General features: G+C 63.4%; 15 protein-coding genes. 2 read left to right on the plus strand and 13 right to left on the minus strand.

The features are described 5' to 3' along the window. Positions 1-2 precede the first annotated feature (2 nt). The 3 genes from dapA to dapB are packed head-to-tail and all read right to left on the minus strand — an operon-like array spanning position 3 to position 2309. Complete coding sequence (gene dapA, locus FHE74_RS02540; RefSeq protein WP_139464891.1) at positions 3-911, minus strand: 4-hydroxy-tetrahydrodipicolinate synthase; 909 nt, start codon at positions 909-911, stop codon at positions 3-5. Positions 912-962: 51 nt separating this feature from the next. Further along, positions 963-1556 carry an FAD-dependent thymidylate synthase gene (locus FHE74_RS02545; RefSeq protein ID WP_139464892.1) on the minus strand — a complete coding sequence of 198 codons (594 nt, stop codon included), beginning with the start codon at positions 1554-1556 and terminating at the stop codon, positions 963-965. A gap of 12 nt (positions 1557-1568) precedes the next feature. After that, a complete protein-coding gene (gene dapB, locus FHE74_RS02550) occupies positions 1569-2309 on the minus strand; it encodes a 4-hydroxy-tetrahydrodipicolinate reductase (protein WP_139464894.1) in 741 nt (246 codons plus the stop codon). A 66-nt stretch (positions 2310-2375) separates the two neighbouring features. Here dapB and FHE74_RS02555 point away from each other — a divergent pair, with 66 nt between their 5' ends. Further along, positions 2376-3026, plus strand: coding sequence for an AMIN-like domain-containing (lipo)protein (locus FHE74_RS02555; protein WP_139464895.1), 651 nt, complete (start codon positions 2376-2378; stop codon positions 3024-3026). Between the two features lie 59 nt (positions 3027-3085). Here the strand turns inward: FHE74_RS02555 and FHE74_RS02560 are convergent, their stop codons facing one another. From FHE74_RS02560 to FHE74_RS02575, 4 genes are all read right to left on the minus strand, one after another. After that, positions 3086-5341, minus strand: a complete 2256-nt coding sequence (locus tag FHE74_RS02560) for a polyribonucleotide nucleotidyltransferase (protein WP_139464897.1) — start codon at positions 5339-5341, stop codon at positions 3086-3088. Positions 5342-5425: 84 nt separating this feature from the next. Next, the gene (rpsO, locus tag FHE74_RS02565; protein WP_139464898.1) at positions 5426-5704 is read right to left on the minus strand and encodes a 30S ribosomal protein S15; all 279 of its coding nucleotides are present in this window, start codon (positions 5702-5704) and stop codon (positions 5426-5428) included. A 137-nt stretch (positions 5705-5841) separates the two neighbouring features. Continuing rightward, positions 5842-6795, minus strand: coding sequence for a nucleoside hydrolase (locus tag FHE74_RS02570; RefSeq protein ID WP_139464900.1), 954 nt, complete (start codon positions 6793-6795; stop codon positions 5842-5844). 21 nt (positions 6796-6816) lie between these two features. Continuing rightward, positions 6817-7767 (minus strand): bifunctional riboflavin kinase/FAD synthetase, encoded by a 951-nt coding sequence (locus FHE74_RS02575; RefSeq protein ID WP_139465131.1) that lies wholly within the window; start codon positions 7765-7767, stop codon positions 6817-6819. 47 nt (positions 7768-7814) lie between these two features. On the opposite strand from FHE74_RS02575, the gene truB reads away from it, so the two are divergent. Then, the gene (gene truB / locus FHE74_RS02580; protein ID WP_139464902.1) at positions 7815-8696 is read left to right on the plus strand and encodes a tRNA pseudouridine(55) synthase TruB; all 882 of its coding nucleotides are present in this window, start codon (positions 7815-7817) and stop codon (positions 8694-8696) included. Here the strand turns inward: truB and FHE74_RS02585 are convergent. The 6 genes from FHE74_RS02585 to infB form a co-directional block, all read right to left on the minus strand. Further along, the gene (locus FHE74_RS02585; RefSeq protein WP_139464904.1) at positions 8693-9334 is read right to left on the minus strand and encodes a 4'-phosphopantetheinyl transferase family protein; all 642 of its coding nucleotides are present in this window, start codon (positions 9332-9334) and stop codon (positions 8693-8695) included. The genes truB and FHE74_RS02585 overlap by 4 nt on opposite strands. After that, positions 9327-10100: a metallophosphoesterase family protein gene (locus FHE74_RS02590; RefSeq protein WP_139464906.1), complete on the minus strand. Its 774-nt coding sequence runs from the start codon at positions 10098-10100 to the stop codon at positions 9327-9329. The genes FHE74_RS02585 and FHE74_RS02590 overlap by 8 nt, the downstream gene beginning before the upstream one ends. Continuing rightward, the gene (locus tag FHE74_RS02595; RefSeq protein WP_139464908.1) at positions 10097-11371 is read right to left on the minus strand and encodes an MATE family efflux transporter; all 1275 of its coding nucleotides are present in this window, start codon (positions 11369-11371) and stop codon (positions 10097-10099) included. The genes FHE74_RS02590 and FHE74_RS02595 overlap by 4 nt, the downstream gene beginning before the upstream one ends. Continuing rightward, positions 11368-12306 carry a DHH family phosphoesterase gene (locus FHE74_RS02600; protein WP_139464910.1) on the minus strand — a complete coding sequence of 313 codons (939 nt, stop codon included), beginning with the start codon at positions 12304-12306 and terminating at the stop codon, positions 11368-11370. Before FHE74_RS02600 ends, FHE74_RS02595 begins: the two co-directional genes overlap by 4 nt. Continuing rightward, the gene (gene rbfA, locus FHE74_RS02605; protein ID WP_139464912.1) at positions 12303-12728 is read right to left on the minus strand and encodes a 30S ribosome-binding factor RbfA; all 426 of its coding nucleotides are present in this window, start codon (positions 12726-12728) and stop codon (positions 12303-12305) included. Before rbfA ends, FHE74_RS02600 begins: the two co-directional genes overlap by 4 nt. A gap of 121 nt (positions 12729-12849) precedes the next feature. Next, complete coding sequence (infB, locus tag FHE74_RS02610; protein WP_139464913.1) at positions 12850-15573, minus strand: translation initiation factor IF-2; 2724 nt, start codon at positions 15571-15573, stop codon at positions 12850-12852. Positions 15574-15613: the final 40 nt, after the last annotated feature.

A 15613-nucleotide genomic window follows, 5' to 3' on the forward strand; every position in this document is an offset into this window, starting at 1 on the left:
ATTTAGAGGACTCCAGCTTGTTCTAAGTCATTACGGAGGACATCCAGCTCCTCATCAGTGACCTCAGCCACCGGGAGACGTGGGTTGCCCACCTCGATGCCCTGCAGTCGCAGGGCTGCTTTGGCAAAGCTCACTCCGCCCAGGCGTGCCTGAGCGTGAGTCAGCGGGGTCAAAATGTTGGCGTTAATTTCCCGCGCTCGGGCAAGGTCGCCAGCCTCGAAGCTCGTGTACAGCTCGCGCAGCGCTGCTGGTGCCGCGTGACCAACCACAGAGATGAAGCCCGCTGCACCCAGCGCCAAGAAGGGCAGGTTGAGGGGATCATCACCGGAGTACCAGGTCAAACCGGAATCGTGGATCAGCTCAGCGGAGGCCGCCAGGTCTCCCTTGGCGTCCTTCATGGCCACGATCGTCTCGACCTCCGCCAGTTGACGGATGGAATCAGACTCGATCGGAACTGCCGATCGGCCCGGAATGTCGTACAGGCACACCGGAAGATCAGTTGCCTGGGCCACTGCGGTGAAGTGTTGGACGATCCCACGCTGCGTGGGCTTGGAGTAATAGGGCGTGACTACCAGCAGGGCATCGGCGCCCGCCTCGGCAGACACCTTGGCAAGCTCGATGCTGGTGGCGGTGTTGTTCGTGCCAGCTCCAGCAATGAGCTGTACACGATCCCCTACTTCGTCCTTCACTGCGGAGAGCAAGGCAAGTTTTTCCCGCGTGGTGGTGGTCGGCGACTCGCCGGTGGTTCCGGCAAGTAGCAGTGCGTCCACACCATAGTCCGCCAGGTGGGCGGCTAATTGACGACCAGCGGCGAGGTCTAGCTCGCCGTCCTGATCGAACGGGGTGACCATGGCGACGCAGACAGTGCCGCAGGCGCCAGTGTCGGAGTTCGCGGTCAAACCTGTGCTCATGGGGAACCAGGTTACCGCGAACCAGGTCAATTGTGCGTATCGACGTGCCAGCTACATGCGAGCAAACACCGTCGGGGCATAAGGCACCAGCGCTTCTCGCACGGATTCGGCCAGCGCCTTTACCTCCTCATCCACTTGCGGTTGCTCGCACTCGGCGAGTAGCGCGCGCCACTGGCGCAGGTTGGCGGTGATCACCATGTTGGTACTCATCGCTCCGGGGACTACATAGCGTGCCACCTGCTCCGCCATCCGCTTGCGCTCGACCAGGTTGGGCTCATCCTCGCGTTCTAGAAGCGCCGATTGCATGTCACGGTAGACAAAAACGGCCTCATCGACCGCTCGACGCAGAATCCCGGCCAACTCCTCCTGATCCGCCAGGGCCTGGGGCACCACGATGTCAGTGCCCACGCCTTCGGTGATACTCACATTCACCCCGCGGGCAGAGTCCAGCGTGCGCACGACCCAAGCAGCGCCCCGGGCGATGCCTGTCACCTGCACGCTCAGGTGCGCATGTTCCAGGGGCTGTTCCTGGCCGATTTCCACCAAATAACGCACGCATTCGGCCGGGGAAAGATCCAACTGGGAGACGCGCGCAACCAGTTCCTCGGCACCCCCTTCGGGCGCTGCGATTACAGATACATCCATTGAGGCTCGAACCTACAGGTCAAGGAAGGATTCCAGGCCAATGGTCAGGCCCGGACGATCCGCAATCTGACGCACGCCCGTGAGCACTCCGGGCACAAAGCTCTCGCGCCCGTAAGAGTCTTGGCGAATAGTCAGGGACTGATCTTGGGTGCCAAAGATAACCTCCTCGTGCGCCACCATTCCGGTCATGCGCACCGCGTGAACGGGCACGTCCCCAACGAGTGCGCCGCGCGAACCGTCCAGCGCCTGCTTGGTGGCATCCGGCATCGGGTCGATCCCCGCGTCCTTGCGCGCCTGCGCGATAGCCTGGGCGGTCTTGACCGCGGTACCGGAGGGAGCATCCAGCTTGTTCGGGTGGTGGAACTCCACGACTTCGGCGGACTCGAAGAACTTGGCGGCCTGAGCGGCAAACACCATGGTCAGCACGGCAGAGATGGCAAAGTTGGGCGCCACCAAAACTCCGACCTCAGGATTCTTCTCCAGCCAGGAGCGCACTGTGTCGTAGCGCTCATCATCAAAGCCCGTGGTACCCACCACGCAGTGCACGCCGTGCTCGATGCAGTACTTCAGGTTGTCCATGACGGCATCAGGGGTGGTGAAGTCCACGGCAACGTCAGCACCGTCGATAGCGGACAGGGCGTCGTCACGCCCCACGCTGGCATGCAGGGTGAACTCGTCGGATTCCTCGACGCCCGCAACCACGGCCTGGCCTACACGCCCGTGTGCACCAAGTACGGCAACCTTGATCGTCATAACAGTCCTTTTCCTTGAGGTTAGGTTCTCTCCCCTACGCTACCTTCACCAGGTAGCCTGTTAATTATGACAGTCAAGCCCCACGGACCCCGTTACCGCACAGCAGCCGCATCCGTTGCAGCGCTCGCCCTCGTGTTGGTCGCTTGCGACAACGAGGACAACGCCGCGGCGCCTAACCCGAGCACGACCACCATGACGGCCTCGCCGAGCGAGAAGCCGAGCTCACAGAAGCCCAGCACGGACAAGAACGAGCCCAGCACCATGCAGGGCTCGGTGCAGCCCCAGACCGGTTCTGCGGGACCGAAGAACGCCGAGCCGCAGGGTGAGACCCAGCTGTACGTCACAGACGTGCGCGCGGGCAGCCACGAGAATTTCGATCGCGTGGTCATCGAGCTGGGCGGAACCGGTATCCCCGGCTACTTCACTGACATTACTTCCGAGCCGCGGCAGCAGGCCTCCGGCTACCCCGTAGAGGTGGGCGGTGATACCGCCATCAACCTGATGATTCGGGGCGTGGGACTTCCCTTCGAGACCGGCCACGAGGACTGGCCCATCGGCCAGACTCCGGGAGCCGGGGCCATCGCTGGTGTGGCACACGCCGGAGTTTTTGAGGGTCAGGACCAGTTTGTCATCGGGCTCAATGGCGCGCCGCGTAATTACTCGGTACAGGTACTACAGAACCCGACCCGCGTCGTCGTGGATGTGGACCGCCCCTAATATCCGCCCAACAAGGCAAAAGCCCCAGGACTCGATAGGTCCTGGGGCTTTATCGGCTTCTAGTCCTCTACGGGGACCAGGGAGATCTTGCCACGGTTGTCGATGTCCGCAATCTCTACCTGGATCTTGTCACCAACGTTGACCACGTCCTCGACCTTTTCGATGCGCTCATCGCCACCCAGGTTGGAGATGTGCACCAGGCCGTCCTTACCCGGGGTGATCGAGACGAAGGCACCGAAGGCCACAGTCTTGACCACAGTCCCCAGGAAGCGCTCGCCCACCTTGGGCTGCTGCGGGTTGGCGATGGCGTTGATCTTCTCGATCGCCTCATCCGCCGACTTGCCCGTGACCGCCGAGACGAACACGGTGCCGTCGTCCTCAATGGAAATGTTGGCGCCGGTCTCCTCCGTGATCGAGTTGATCGTCTTACCCTTCGGGCCGATAAGCTCACCGATCTTGCTGACCGGGATGGTCAGCGAGGTGATCTTCGGAGCCAGCTCGCTCATCGGGTCCGGGCCGTCGATGATGTCGCCCATCGTTTCCAGGATCTCCAGGCGTGCTTCCTTGGCCTGCTTCAGCGCATCGGCCAGCACCTCAGACGGGATACCGTCGAGCTTGGTGTCCAGCTGCAGCGCGGTGATCACGTCCGCGGTACCGGCGACCTTGAAGTCCATGTCGCCAAACGCGTCCTCGGCGCCCAGAATGTCGGTCAGTGCCACATAGGTGGTCTTGCCCTTGACCTCACCGGAGACCAGACCCATGGCGATGCCAGCGACCGGAGCCTTCAGCGGAACGCCCGCGTTGTACAGCGACAGCGTCGAGGCGCAGACCGAACCCATCGAGGTCGAGCCGTTAGATCCCAGCGCCTCAGAAACCTGGCGAATGGTGTACGGGAACTCCTCGCGGGTGGGCAGCACAGGCTCCAGGGCACGCTCTGCCAGCGCACCGTGGCCGATCTCGCGACGCTTCGGCGACCCCACGCGACCGGTCTCGCCGGTGGAGTACGGCGGGAAGTTGTAGTGGTGAATGTAGCGCTTGGAGTTCTCCGGGGTCAGCGAGTCGATCTGCTGCTCCATCTTGAGCGTGTCCAGGGTGGTCACGCCCAGAATCTGGGTCTCTCCGCGCTCGAAGAGCGAGGAACCGTGAGCGCGCTTGATCAGCTCAACCTCAACGACGAGCTCGCGGATGTCCTTCGGACCACGGCCATCGATGCGGAATCCCTCGGTGAGGATCTTCTCGCGCACGATCTTCTTCATCACATCGTTGTAGGCGGCGCGCACGCCCTCGCCCTCGATGGATTCCTCGATCTGAGCCATGTACTCGTTGGTGGCCTCGTCGCGCTCGGCCTTGGTGGGGATCTCCAGCAGGGAGGCCAGCTTCTTGCCGGCCTTCTTCTCCACGGCCTTGAACACGTCGTCGGTGTACGGCGGGAACAGCTCGAGCTTCTTGTTCTCCTTGCCTGCCTCGTCGGCCAGCAGCTTCTGAGCCTCGCACAGCGTCTTGATGTGCGGCTTGGCGGCCTCCAGGCCCTGCGCGACGATCTCCTCGTCCGGCGCGGTAGCACCATCGGCAATACGCTGCAGCACGTCGTTGCCAGCGCCGGCCTCGACCATCATGATGGCCACATCGGAGCTCTTCTTGCGGCCCTGACGTTTCTCGACGACGCGACCAGCCACGACCATCTCAAAGACAGCTTCTTCGCGCTGCTGAACATTGGGGAAGGCGACCCACGAATCGTCGATAAGCGCCATACGAACACCACCCACCGGCGAAGTCACCGGCAGACCAGAGATGGACGTGGCGGCCGAGGCGCCGTTGATGGCCACGACGTCGTAGTACTCATCCGGGTGCTGGCTCAGGACCGTCACCACGACCTGCACCTCGTTGCGCACGCCCTTGGCAAAGATGGGGCGCAGCGTGCGGTCGATCAGGCGCGCAGCCAGGATGGCGTTGGTGGACGGGCGCCCCTCACGGCGGAAGAACGAGCCGGGGATTCGGCCGGCGGCGTACATACGCTCTTCCACGTCCACGGTCAGCGGGAAGAAGTCGATGCCCTCGCGCGGGTTGTTGGAGGCGGTGGTGGTGGCCAGCATCATCGTGTCGTCGTCGAGATACGTGGTCACAGAGCCGTCGGCCTGGCGGGCCAGGATGCCCGTCTCAAAGCGAACGGTACGGGTGCCGTGCTTGCCGTTATCCAGCGTGGCGATGGCCTCAGTCAGGCCGTATTCATCGTTGATACTCAGGGTTGCGGTATTACGCGGACTCAAGATTCTCCTAGTACTTAGGGCGAGGGGACGATCGTCGATGCCGTCCATTCTGTCTCTTCGCCACAGCGTAGCAGGTTAAGCCACGAAAAAAGCACCCCGAAGGGTGCTTGGTTCTTTTTAGATCGCGTGGGCTTAGCGACGCAGGCCCAGGCGAGCGATCAGATCGCGGTAGCGATCAACGTTGGTCTCAGCCAGGTACTTCAGCAGGCCACGGCGGCGACCGACGAGCAGCAGCAGACCACGACGGGAGTGGTGATCGTGCTTGTGGAACTTCAGGTGCTCGGTGAGGTTGCGGATGCGGTCGGTCAGCAGTGCGACCTGTGCCTCCGGGGAACCGGTATCGGTCGGGTGCAGGCCGAACTCGGCCAGGATTTCCTTCTTGCGCTCGGTGCTCTGGGCGCCAACAGACATGATAAGTCTCCTTGGTAGTTATTTCAGTCCACAGGACACGCTCCCACACGTAGTGGGCGCGACGACTGCCGTGGACCGCAGTCGTACCCGACCACGCTACCTGGCGCTGGTGGCCCCGACCAAATCCTGGGGAAGGGCTAGTGCTCGCGTGCCAGGCGGGTCAGGCGCTCCATGAACTCCTTGAGGAAGCGCTCGACGTCGACGCCGACCGCGACCTGGGCGGTCTTGTTGGCGTCGTTCAGGCGAGTCTCATCGCCGATGACGCGACCACGCGTGGGGCCCTCGGTCTCGACCTTGAGGTTGATGCCCAGAGTCGTGACCAGGCTCGGATCTACGGCAACGCCGACAGCCAGTGGGTCGTGCAGGCCGCAGCCACCCAGGTGAGGCGAATTCGTCTCGTAGGACTTGATGTAGTAATCCGTAGCGTCAGCCAGGAAGCGGCCGCCGGCAGTGCCCAGCTCACGCCACAGCTTGGTCTCTTCGTAGGTCAGCAAGGTCTGCAGGGTCACATCCAGGCCGATCATGGTGACGTCCTGCGCGCGCTGGAACACGGTATTGGTCGCCTCTGGGTCCTGGTTCACGTTGGCCTCTGCTACCGGCGACACGTTGCCCGGCACGGTGAGCGCGCCACCCATCATGACGATGTGCGCGTTACGGGCGAAGTCCTCATCAGCCTCGATGGCAGCGGCAATGGTCGTCGACGGGCCGGTCGGCACGATGACCAGGTCGTCTCCATACTTAGCCACCGACTCCACAAGGAAGTCCACCGCGCTCTTGTCCTGCACGGAGGCGCTGGGCTCGGGCAGCTCTGCCTCGCCGACACCGTTCTTACCGTGGATGAACTCGGAGATCGGCAGGACCTCGAAGCCGTCCTTGGTGGAGGCATGATCCGGCCCGGCGAACACCGGAACGTCGCTGGCGCCAAAGAGCTCCAGGATGGCCAGGGTGTTGCGCACACCGGTTTCCACCAGGACGTTGCCGTAGGTGCCGGTCACACCGATGAGTTCGAGCTCCTCGGAGGCCAGCGCGTAGGCCAGTGCCAAGGCGTCGTCGACGCCGGTGTCCAGATCCAGGATGATCTTCTTGGTCATGAGTCTCCTCGAGTTGCGTCGTTAATCCACGTGCAGAATCTGTCGGGTCGTGCGCACGTCCCGGGCCATGTTCTCTAGAAGTTCCTCTACGGAATTGAACTTGACCATGTCACGCACCTTATCCACAAAGTAAACGGTGGCGTCGCGCCCGTACAGATCTGCTCTGCGATCGAGGATAAAGGATTCCACGGAACGCTCGTGGTCCCCGAAGGTGGGATTCGTCCCCACAGAGATAGCTGCCGGGTAACGGGTGCCCGGCTCCATATCCCCATCGATCTCGTCCTCGCCATGGATGACGACCCACCCGGCGTACACGCCATCGGCCGGCACGGCTACGCCATCCTCGAAATACTGGTTCGCCGTGGGGTATCCCAGCTCCGCCCCTCCGCGTCCAGCGCCATGCACGATGGGCCCAGTCAACGAAAACTCGCGTCCCAAACCCCACCCGGCGCGCTCGACGTTGCCTGCAGACAAGCTATCGCGCACACCCGTGGAACAGATTCGCTCCCCTTCGTCGACAAGCAACCCAACGACATCCACGTCGAAGCCGAGTTCACGGCCCAATGACTGGAGATCCTCCACTGTGGCCGTGCCCCCGGCACCAAAAGTGAAGTTCTCCCCCACCACCACGCGCTGGGCACGCAGGGTGTCCACCAGAAGCTGCTGGGCGTAGTCCCGAGCGCTCAGGCCCGCCAGCTCAACCCGGAAGTCGATGACTAACGCCGCGTCTACCCCCAAGCTTTCCAGCTGATTCAAGCGATCGGCGAAGCTGTTGAGCCGGGTCGGCGTACGCTCGGCGGCGAATACGGCCACCGGGTGCGGGTTGAAGGTCACCGCTACGCTGCGCACCCCAAGCTCTTGAGCGTGCGACACGGCAGTAGAGATGAGACGCTGATGCCCGCGGTGCACGCCATCGAAAACACCGATTGTGACCACCGATGCCTCAATTGCATCGCGGTCAACCTCACTCATGCCGTGCCAAACAATCACCGCACCAGACTACGACATAGAATTTCCGCATGACTGATCCGCTTGCCTCATCTGGTCTCGTCATCGTGGATAAGCCCGCGGGAATGACGTCGCACGACGTCGTTGGTCGCCTGCGGCGCATCATGGGTACGCGAAAGGTGGGCCACGCCGGCACCCTCGACCCCATGGCCACGGGCGTTCTCGTCGCCGGCATTGAGCGGGGCACCAAATTCCTGGCTCACATGGTCGCGGCGACCAAGTCCTACGAGGCCGTCGTCCGGTTTGGCTCCACCACCACCACTGATGATGCCGAGGGCGAAGTACTCACCCGTGCCGACGCCTCGGGGTTGACCACCCAGCAGATTCACGAGGCGGCGGACGCCTTCCGCGGAGACATCATGCAGCGTCCCGCGGCGGTGAGTGCCCTGAAGATTAACGGCAAGCGCGCCCACGAGCTGGTGCGGGCGGGCGAGAAGGTAGAGATTCCCGCACGCGAGGTCACCGTTTTCGACCTACAGCTCGGAGAGCTCGAGGGCACTGACATCCCCCTGAGCGTGACCTGCTCGTCCGGGTTCTATGTCCGTTCCTTGGCTCGCGATCTCGGGGAGGCATTGGGTACCGGTGCGCACTTGGTCCAGCTGCGTCGCACTGCGGTGGGGCCCTACGGGCTTTCCGACGCTCGCACCCTCGAAGAACTCGAGCACCACCCGGCGCTCTCCTTGAGCCTGGATGAGGCCCTGATCCGCTCCTACCCCACCCTCGAATGCACCGAGCAGGAAGCAGCAGACCTTGCTATGGGCAAGTGGCTGCAGCCGCGGGGCCTCAAAGAGACTCATGTGGCCGTGGCTCCTGATGGGAAAGCCATTGCACTCGTGCGCGAAAACGGAAAGCGCCTCTCCACGGTCTTTGTGGCCCGCCCCTCAACGCTCTAGCGGCGCGGAATCGTCGTCGCGGCCCACACGAACCCGTCGCGAATGCGCCAGCGTCCCTCGATCAAAGGGACAGGTGTGGGCCGCACCAACAGGTAGGAGATGAACGTGCCGTCGCTGCGCACGTCAATATCCGCGTCCTCAAACCCCAGCCACCGCAGAGTCAGGGGGAACCACGCCTTGTAGGTCGCCTCCTTAGCGCAGAAGAGCAGTCGGTCCGCACACGGGATGTTGAGCTTGTCCAGCAACTCGCGCTCGGCAGGCCGGGAAATGGAATCCACCACTCGATCCGGCAAAGGTTCGGCAGGTTCCACGTCCAGGCCGAGCGAGCGGAAGCGCTCTGCCCGAGCCACCGCGGCTGCTCGCAGGCCCTCGGTGTGGGTCAGGGTGCCCACCGTCCCACCAGGAAAAAGCGGCATGCCGCGCTCTCCCCGGCCAATCGGTTGGTCGACATTGCCTAGCCGCTGTAGCGCTTGGTGGGCACACCATCGAGCGTCGCCAAACGCGGACTTTCGGGAATTCACTGCCTGGTCCACGATGGACTTCTCCTGCGGGTCCAGAGCGTCAAAGCGCTGGAGCGAATCCTCCTCTACGCGCAGGGCACAGCTGGTGACTCCGGGAGGGAAAAGATCGCTAATCATCTTTGGCCTCCATGATCTCGACCGGCCACGCGTAGTCGCGCCATTCCCTCGGGTATCCCAGAGAGACCTCATGATGCGGGACTCCGTCAACCACCATGGTGCCAGGCATATGCAGGTGCCCGTAGATCACGGCCTGAGCGTTGTAGCGGGTGGGCCACTGCCGGGTATGCCTGGTCCCACACCACAGCGCGATATTCGGGTACCGCAGCTTGAGCGTCGGCTCCTGCACAAGCGGCCAGTGATTGACCAATACCGTCGGGCCGCTGATCTGGGATAGTCGGCGCACTGAGTACGTCAGGCGCTCCCAACACCATGCCCGCACGTCCACGTGTGGGGCAATCGCGAATTCGTCCGTCATCACCTGTTTGCGATCCTCGGCCTGCCGCAACGCCTCCTGAATGCTCAGGCCCGCACCGCGGAAGGAGTAGTCATAAAGGGTGAATAGTGGGCAGATGGTGACTCCGCCGAAGGTGGCAAACGGGTCTTCCGGCGTCAGCACATCGATCTCACGCAAGCGCGTGACCAGCTCTTGATACTTCTCCTTGGCGGCCAATCCCTCGGTGGCAAAGAGCTCATGGTTTCCCGGCGCCCAGATCACGCGCGCAAATCGCTGACGTAGATCGCCCAGGATACGCACTGTGTCGTCGATACGCTCGGCTACGTCGCCGGCCACGATGAGCCAATCGTCGGGCGCATTCAGCTCACTCACCCTTCTCCCGTTGGCCGGAATATTGGCGTGGAGGTCTGCTGCCGCCCACAACTTCATTGTCCAACCACCGCCCACTTCATCGATTGGAAACGCCACACTACCGCTATCAACCGCAACGCAATGAACGCCCCGAGACCGAGCCACACGCCTGTCAGCCCTCCGCCCAGAGCGTAGGACAGCCACACCCCCGGCAGGAAGCCCAACAGAACAGATCCGATGGAAATCGTGCGCAGGAAGGCAGCGTCGCCGGCGCCCAAGAGCACGCCGTCGAGTGCGAAGACCACCCCGCCCATCAGAATGAGCCCAATAAGCACCCACCACGGGGTGGCCAGCGCGCTCAAAACGGCTGCGTCGTTGGTGAATAGGCGCGGGATCACGCCCGCTCCGAGCGCAAACACTCCGGCCAGCGCCACCGCAAACACGGTGGAATACAGCGTGACGCGGACACCGGTAATTCGAGCCTTATCGACGCTTCCCTTGCCCAGCGCAGCGCCCGTCAAAGTCTGGGCGGCGATGGCCAAGGAGTCGAGTACCAGCGTGAGGAAGTTCCACAGCTGCAGCATGATCTGGTGTGCCGCCAGCGGGGGCGCACCGAAGCGCGCGGCCACCGCAGCCGCGGACAGGAACGCGACCTGGAAGCTCAAGGAACGCGCAATCAGGTCGCGGCCCATGACCAATTGCCTGCCAATGATTCTCAGCTCCGGACGCCAGGAGCCCGAGTGCTCGCGGGCTAGGCACCATACGAAAAGAATGGCGCTAATAGCCATGCCCAGAACGTTGGCCATTGCCGATCCCACTAGGCCATAGGCGTTTACCAGGACCACCACCGCGATCGCACCAGGAATTAACCCGGCAAGCACGAAGATCAAGGGCCGCCGGGTGTCCTGGATACCGCGCATCCAGCCGTTGCCTGCCATGACCACCAGCGAAAAAGGAATGGCAAGTGCGGCCACACGCATCCAGCGCGCAGCCGAACGGGCGACCTCATCTTCCGGTGTCAACGCGCCGGCGATGGGTCCGGCAAAGATCCATACGAGGATAGCCAGCACGCAGCCCACCGCTAGCCCCAACCAGGTGGCATGCACTCCCTCGGCCACCGCGGCCTCGCGCTTGCCGGCGCCGAAGAGCCGAGAGGAACGCGCCGTCGTGCCGTAGGACAAAAAAGTCAACTGGGTGGTCACCGTGGATTGCACCGCAGTACCAGCGGCCAGAGCGGCCAGCTGCGCTGCTCCCAGACGGCCGACGACCGCGGTATCCAGCAGCAGGTACAACGGCATTGCGGCCAGCACTCCGAGAGCTGGCAGGGCTAGGCGGAGAATAGTGATCATGAATCAGCAAGCGCACGCAGGAACCGGGCAACAACGTCTTCTCTAGAGCCGTGGTCGGTATAGCCAGCCGAGGGAACGTGCCCTCCCCCGCCGAGCTTCTCGGCCAGGCGGGACACATCCCACGTGGACGAACGCAGGGATACCGCCCAGCGGGCGAAAGCGATCTCCTTGAACACCGCACCGCAGTCGGTTCCCTCGACCGCGCGGATGAAGTCAACCAGGGACTCTACGGCGCTCTCCGAATGCCCCTCGATCGTCTCTTGATCAGCGATGAGGATTGCGGCCACGTGATGCCCCGACCGCCGCACCTGGGCACCGGCGAGGACGCGACCCACCATGTGAACGTCTCCTGCCGTGGTGGAATCGAGCAGATCCACCGCGATCTGTCGGGTGTCTAGGTTGTACTGGATGAGCTCGCCAGCCAGCTGGTGCATCCGGGGGCTGCCCCAGCGGAAACTACCCGTGTCCGTCATCAACCCGGCGTACAGCGCATGGGCAATATCGCGGTTGAGCTGTACGCCCAACTCCGTGAGCACGTCGTACACGATGACGGTCGTGGATTCGGTTCGCTCCAGAAGATTGTGTTCACCGAAGCCTTGATTGGTCGCGTGGTGGTCGATGACCACCACGTCCTGCCTCCGATTTTCGATCTGCTCTGCATAGCGGCCGGTGCGATCTAGTGAACCGCAGTCCACCGCCACAATCAGGCCACCAGCAGGCAGCTCACCATATCCGATGAACTCGGAGCCCGGGATGCTGTGCAGATTGTCCGGAATCGGGCCGTCGACAAAGCCGTCAGCGGAAACACCGATCTGGCGTAGTCCCTGGATAAGTGCTGCAGCGGAACCTATCGTGTCAGCATCCGGGCGCAGATGGGAAACGACGCTGACGTGATCTGCGGCGCGCAGTAGCTGCGCGACGTGTGCGTGACTCACTTGTACGGATCAGCCTCACCGGCCGGCTGAGCGTTTTCTTTCAACTTGGCCAACTCCTCGTCGCGAGCGCGTGCCTTGGCCAGCAACTCCTCCATGTGCGCGCTGGCCTCGGGGACGGCATCAAACTCGAAGCTCAAAGTCGGGGTGAAACGCACCTGCAGTTGATCGCCTACGGTCTTGCGCAGCTGACCGCGGAAACGATTGAGCACCTCAGCGGCTGCTTCGAGGTCCGGCTCCTGGTCCACGGTCGCGCCCCGCACGGTGTAGAAGACCGTGGCATCGTGCAAATCACCGGTCACGCGGCAATCCGTCACGGTGATCGTCTCCAGGCGACGATCCTTGTGGTGCAGTCGCTCGATGGCGGTGGCCACGATGGTTTGGATGCGCTTAGCCAGTCGCGCCGCGCGTGCATGATCAGCCATGGAAATACTCCTCGTGGTCGCTTGTAGTGATACCGGCATTCTACCCAGGCACCCGGACAGCAATGCAGGCCCCCACGCAGCGAGCGTAGGGGCCTGCACAGCTTAGGCACTAAGTCCGGTACTAGGTACGCGGAACCTCGACCATCTCGAATGCCTGGATGGTGTCGCCAACCTGGATGTCCTGGAAGGAGAGAACCATACCGCACTCGTAACCAGCGGCGATCTCGTTGACGTCGTCCTTCTCATGACGCAGCGAGTTGACGTTGGCCTCGGCCGCGATGACGTTGCCATCGCGCACGATGCGCACCTTTGCATTGCGCTTGATCTTGCCCTCGGTGACCATGCAGCCGGCAATGTTGCCGACGGCAGAGGCCTTGAAGATGGCACGGATCTCGGCAGCACCCAGGTCGCGCTCCTCGTAGATGGGCTTGAGCATGCCACGCAGAGCCTGCTCGACCTCTTCGATCGCGCGGTAGATAACCGTGTAGTAGCGGATATCCACGCCCTCGTTGTTGGCTTCCTCGGTGGCCTTGCCCTCGGCGCGCACGTTGAAGGCAATGATCACTGCGTCGGAAGCCGCTGCCAGCGAGACGTTCGTCTGCGTGACAGCACCAACACCGCGGTCGATGATGTTGAGCTCGACCTCGTCGTCGACCTCGATCTTGAGCAACGCCTCCTCCAGGGCTTCCACCGAACCGGCGTTGTCGCCCTTGAGGATGATGTTGAGGGTCGAGGTCTCCTTGAGCACTGCGTCCAGGTCTTCCAGGGACACGCGCTTCTTGCGACGTGCCTGCTCAGCGGAACGCTTACGGCTATCACGCTGGGCAGCGATCTGGCGAGCCACGCGGTCGTCTTCCACAACCAGCAGGTTGTCACCAGCGCCCGGAACGCCGGACAGACCCTGGACCTGAACCGGCTTGGACGGGCCAGCCTCTTCCACGTCGGCACCCCACTCGTCGGTCATGCGGCGCACGCGACCGTGCGCGGAACCGACCACAATGGAGTCACCCACGCGCAACGTACCGCGCTGGACGATGACGGTGGCCACCGGGCCACGGCCGCGGTCGAGGTGGGCCTCGATGGCCACACCCTGTGCGTCCATGTCCGGGTTCGCCTGCAGCTCGAGGGCTGCATCCGCGGTAAGCACGACAGCCTCGAGAAGGTCGTCGATGCCCTCGCCCTGCTTGGCCGAGACGTTGATGAACATCGTGTCGCCGCCGTAGTCCTCAGGCACGAGACCGTACTCGGTCAGCTGTCCGCGGATCTTGTCCGGCTGAGCCTCCGGCTTATCCACCTTGTTCACGGCAACCACAATCGGGATGTCCGCAGCCTTGGCGTGGTTGATGGCCTCCACGGTCTGCGGCATAACGCCGTCGTCCGCGGCCACAACCAGGATGGCCAAGTCGGTGGACTTCGCACCACGGGCACGCATGGCGGTAAACGCCTCGTGGCCCGGGGTATCCAGGAAGGTGATCTGACGATCGGTGCCGTCGATGGTCAGCGGAACCTGGTAGGCGCCAATGCCCTGGGTGATGCCACCGGCCTCGCCCTTACCCACGTTGGTCTTACGGATGGAGTCCAGCAGGCGGGTCTTACCGTGGTCGACGTGACCCATGACGGTAACCACCGGAGGACGCTTAGCCAGGTCCTCCTCGCTGCCGGCATCCTCGCCGAACTGAAGGTCGAAGGACTCGAGCAGCTCGCGGTCTTCGTCCTCGGGAGAGACAACCTCGACGTTGTAGTTGATCTCAGCACCCAGCAACTGCAGGGTCTCCTCCGGAACGGAGGCGGTAGCGGTGACCATCTCGCCCAGGTTGAACAGTGCCTGAACCAGAGCGGCCGGGTCGGCCTTGATCTTCTCCGCGAAGTCAGACAGCGAAGCGCCGCGACGCAGGCGAACCGTAGCGCCGCCGCCATCGGGCAGACGCACGCCGCCGATGACGTTCGGCTGGTGCATCTCCTCGTACTCGTTACGCTTCTGACGCTTCGACTTGCGTCCCTTGCGGGGAGCGCCACCCGGGCGTCCGAAGGCACCGGCGGTGCCACCGCGACGACCACCGCGGCCGAATCCTCCGCCGCCAGGTCCGCCACCGGAGCGACCGCGGCCACCGCCGCCGCCCGGGCGTCCACCCTGGCCCTTGTTGCCGGACTTAGACGGCATCTGGCCAGGCGACGGATGCGAAGGCATCATCGCCGGGCTCGGACGACGTCCGCCACCCTGCTGCGGCTTCTCCGAGCTCTGAGCACTCTTGCCACCCTTAGGACGCGGCGGCTGCGAAGTTCCAGAGGAGAACGGGTTGTTGGCCACGCGCGGCTTTCCACCCGGCTTTGCCATCGGGCGCGGCATCTTGCGCTCCTGGCGCTCCGGCTTCGGCGCGCCCGGCTTGGGAGCACCCGGCTTCGGGGCTCCAGGCTTAGGAGCGCCCGGCTTGGGAGCACCCGGCTTGGCGGCAGCAGCAGGTTTGGGTGCACCAGGCTTAGCTGCGGCGGGCTGCGCTGCGGCAGGCTTCGGAGCAGCAGGCTTGGGAGCGCCCGGCTTCGGGGCAGCAGGCTTGGTGGCATCTGCGGGCTTCTGCTCGGCCGGCTTAGGCGCACCGGGCTTGGGTGCGCCCGGCTTCGGGGCAGCAGGCTTAGCAGCACCAGCCGGCTTGGCAGCGGGCTTGTCTGCCTCCGGCTTTGCTTCTGATGCGCCGTAGTGGGAGCGCATCTTCTTAATAACGGGCGGCTCGATCGTCGAGGACGCCGTCTTCACAAACTCACCCTGCTCCTTGAGCGTGGCGAGTAGCTCCTTACTGGTTACGCCGAGCTCCTTAGCGAGCTCGTGGACGCGTAGCTTTCCGGGCACTTGTCTCCTCTTCGTTGGGCTAGAGGCCGCGGAAAGCGCA

The organism is Corynebacterium tapiri, assembly GCF_006334925.1.
In the GTDB taxonomy this organism is placed as follows: Bacteria; Actinomycetota; Actinomycetes; order Mycobacteriales; family Mycobacteriaceae; genus Corynebacterium; species Corynebacterium tapiri.

Coding starts and splice junctions, on each gene's coding strand:
- rpsO (WP_139464898.1), bottom strand. CDS start 5,704: ATGTCTGTTGGCGCCCAGAGCACCGAGCGCAAGAAGGAAATCCTGGCC.
- rbfA (WP_139464912.1), bottom strand. CDS start 12,728: ATGGCTGATCATGCACGCGCGGCGCGACTGGCTAAGCGCATCCAAACC.
- FHE74_RS02560 (WP_139464897.1), bottom strand. CDS start 5,341: ATGGACGGCATCGACGATCGTCCCCTCGCCCTAAGTACTAGGAGAATC.
- dapA (WP_139464891.1), bottom strand. CDS start 911: ATGAGCACAGGTTTGACCGCGAACTCCGACACTGGCGCCTGCGGCACT.
- truB (WP_139464902.1), top strand. CDS start 7,815: ATGACTGATCCGCTTGCCTCATCTGGTCTCGTCATCGTGGATAAGCCC.
- dapB (WP_139464894.1), bottom strand. CDS start 2,309: ATGACGATCAAGGTTGCCGTACTTGGTGCACACGGGCGTGTAGGCCAG.
- FHE74_RS02585 (WP_139464904.1), bottom strand. CDS start 9,334: ATGATTAGCGATCTTTTCCCTCCCGGAGTCACCAGCTGTGCCCTGCGC.
- FHE74_RS02575 (WP_139465131.1), bottom strand. CDS start 7,767: ATGAGTGAGGTTGACCGCGATGCAATTGAGGCATCGGTGGTCACAATC.
- FHE74_RS02545 (WP_139464892.1), bottom strand. CDS start 1,556: ATGGATGTATCTGTAATCGCAGCGCCCGAAGGGGGTGCCGAGGAACTG.
- FHE74_RS02595 (WP_139464908.1), bottom strand. CDS start 11,371: ATGATCACTATTCTCCGCCTAGCCCTGCCAGCTCTCGGAGTGCTGGCC.
- FHE74_RS02570 (WP_139464900.1), bottom strand. CDS start 6,795: ATGACCAAGAAGATCATCCTGGATCTGGACACCGGCGTCGACGACGCC.
- FHE74_RS02590 (WP_139464906.1), bottom strand. CDS start 10,100: ATGAAGTTGTGGGCGGCAGCAGACCTCCACGCCAATATTCCGGCCAAC.
- FHE74_RS02555 (WP_139464895.1), top strand. CDS start 2,376: ATGACAGTCAAGCCCCACGGACCCCGTTACCGCACAGCAGCCGCATCC.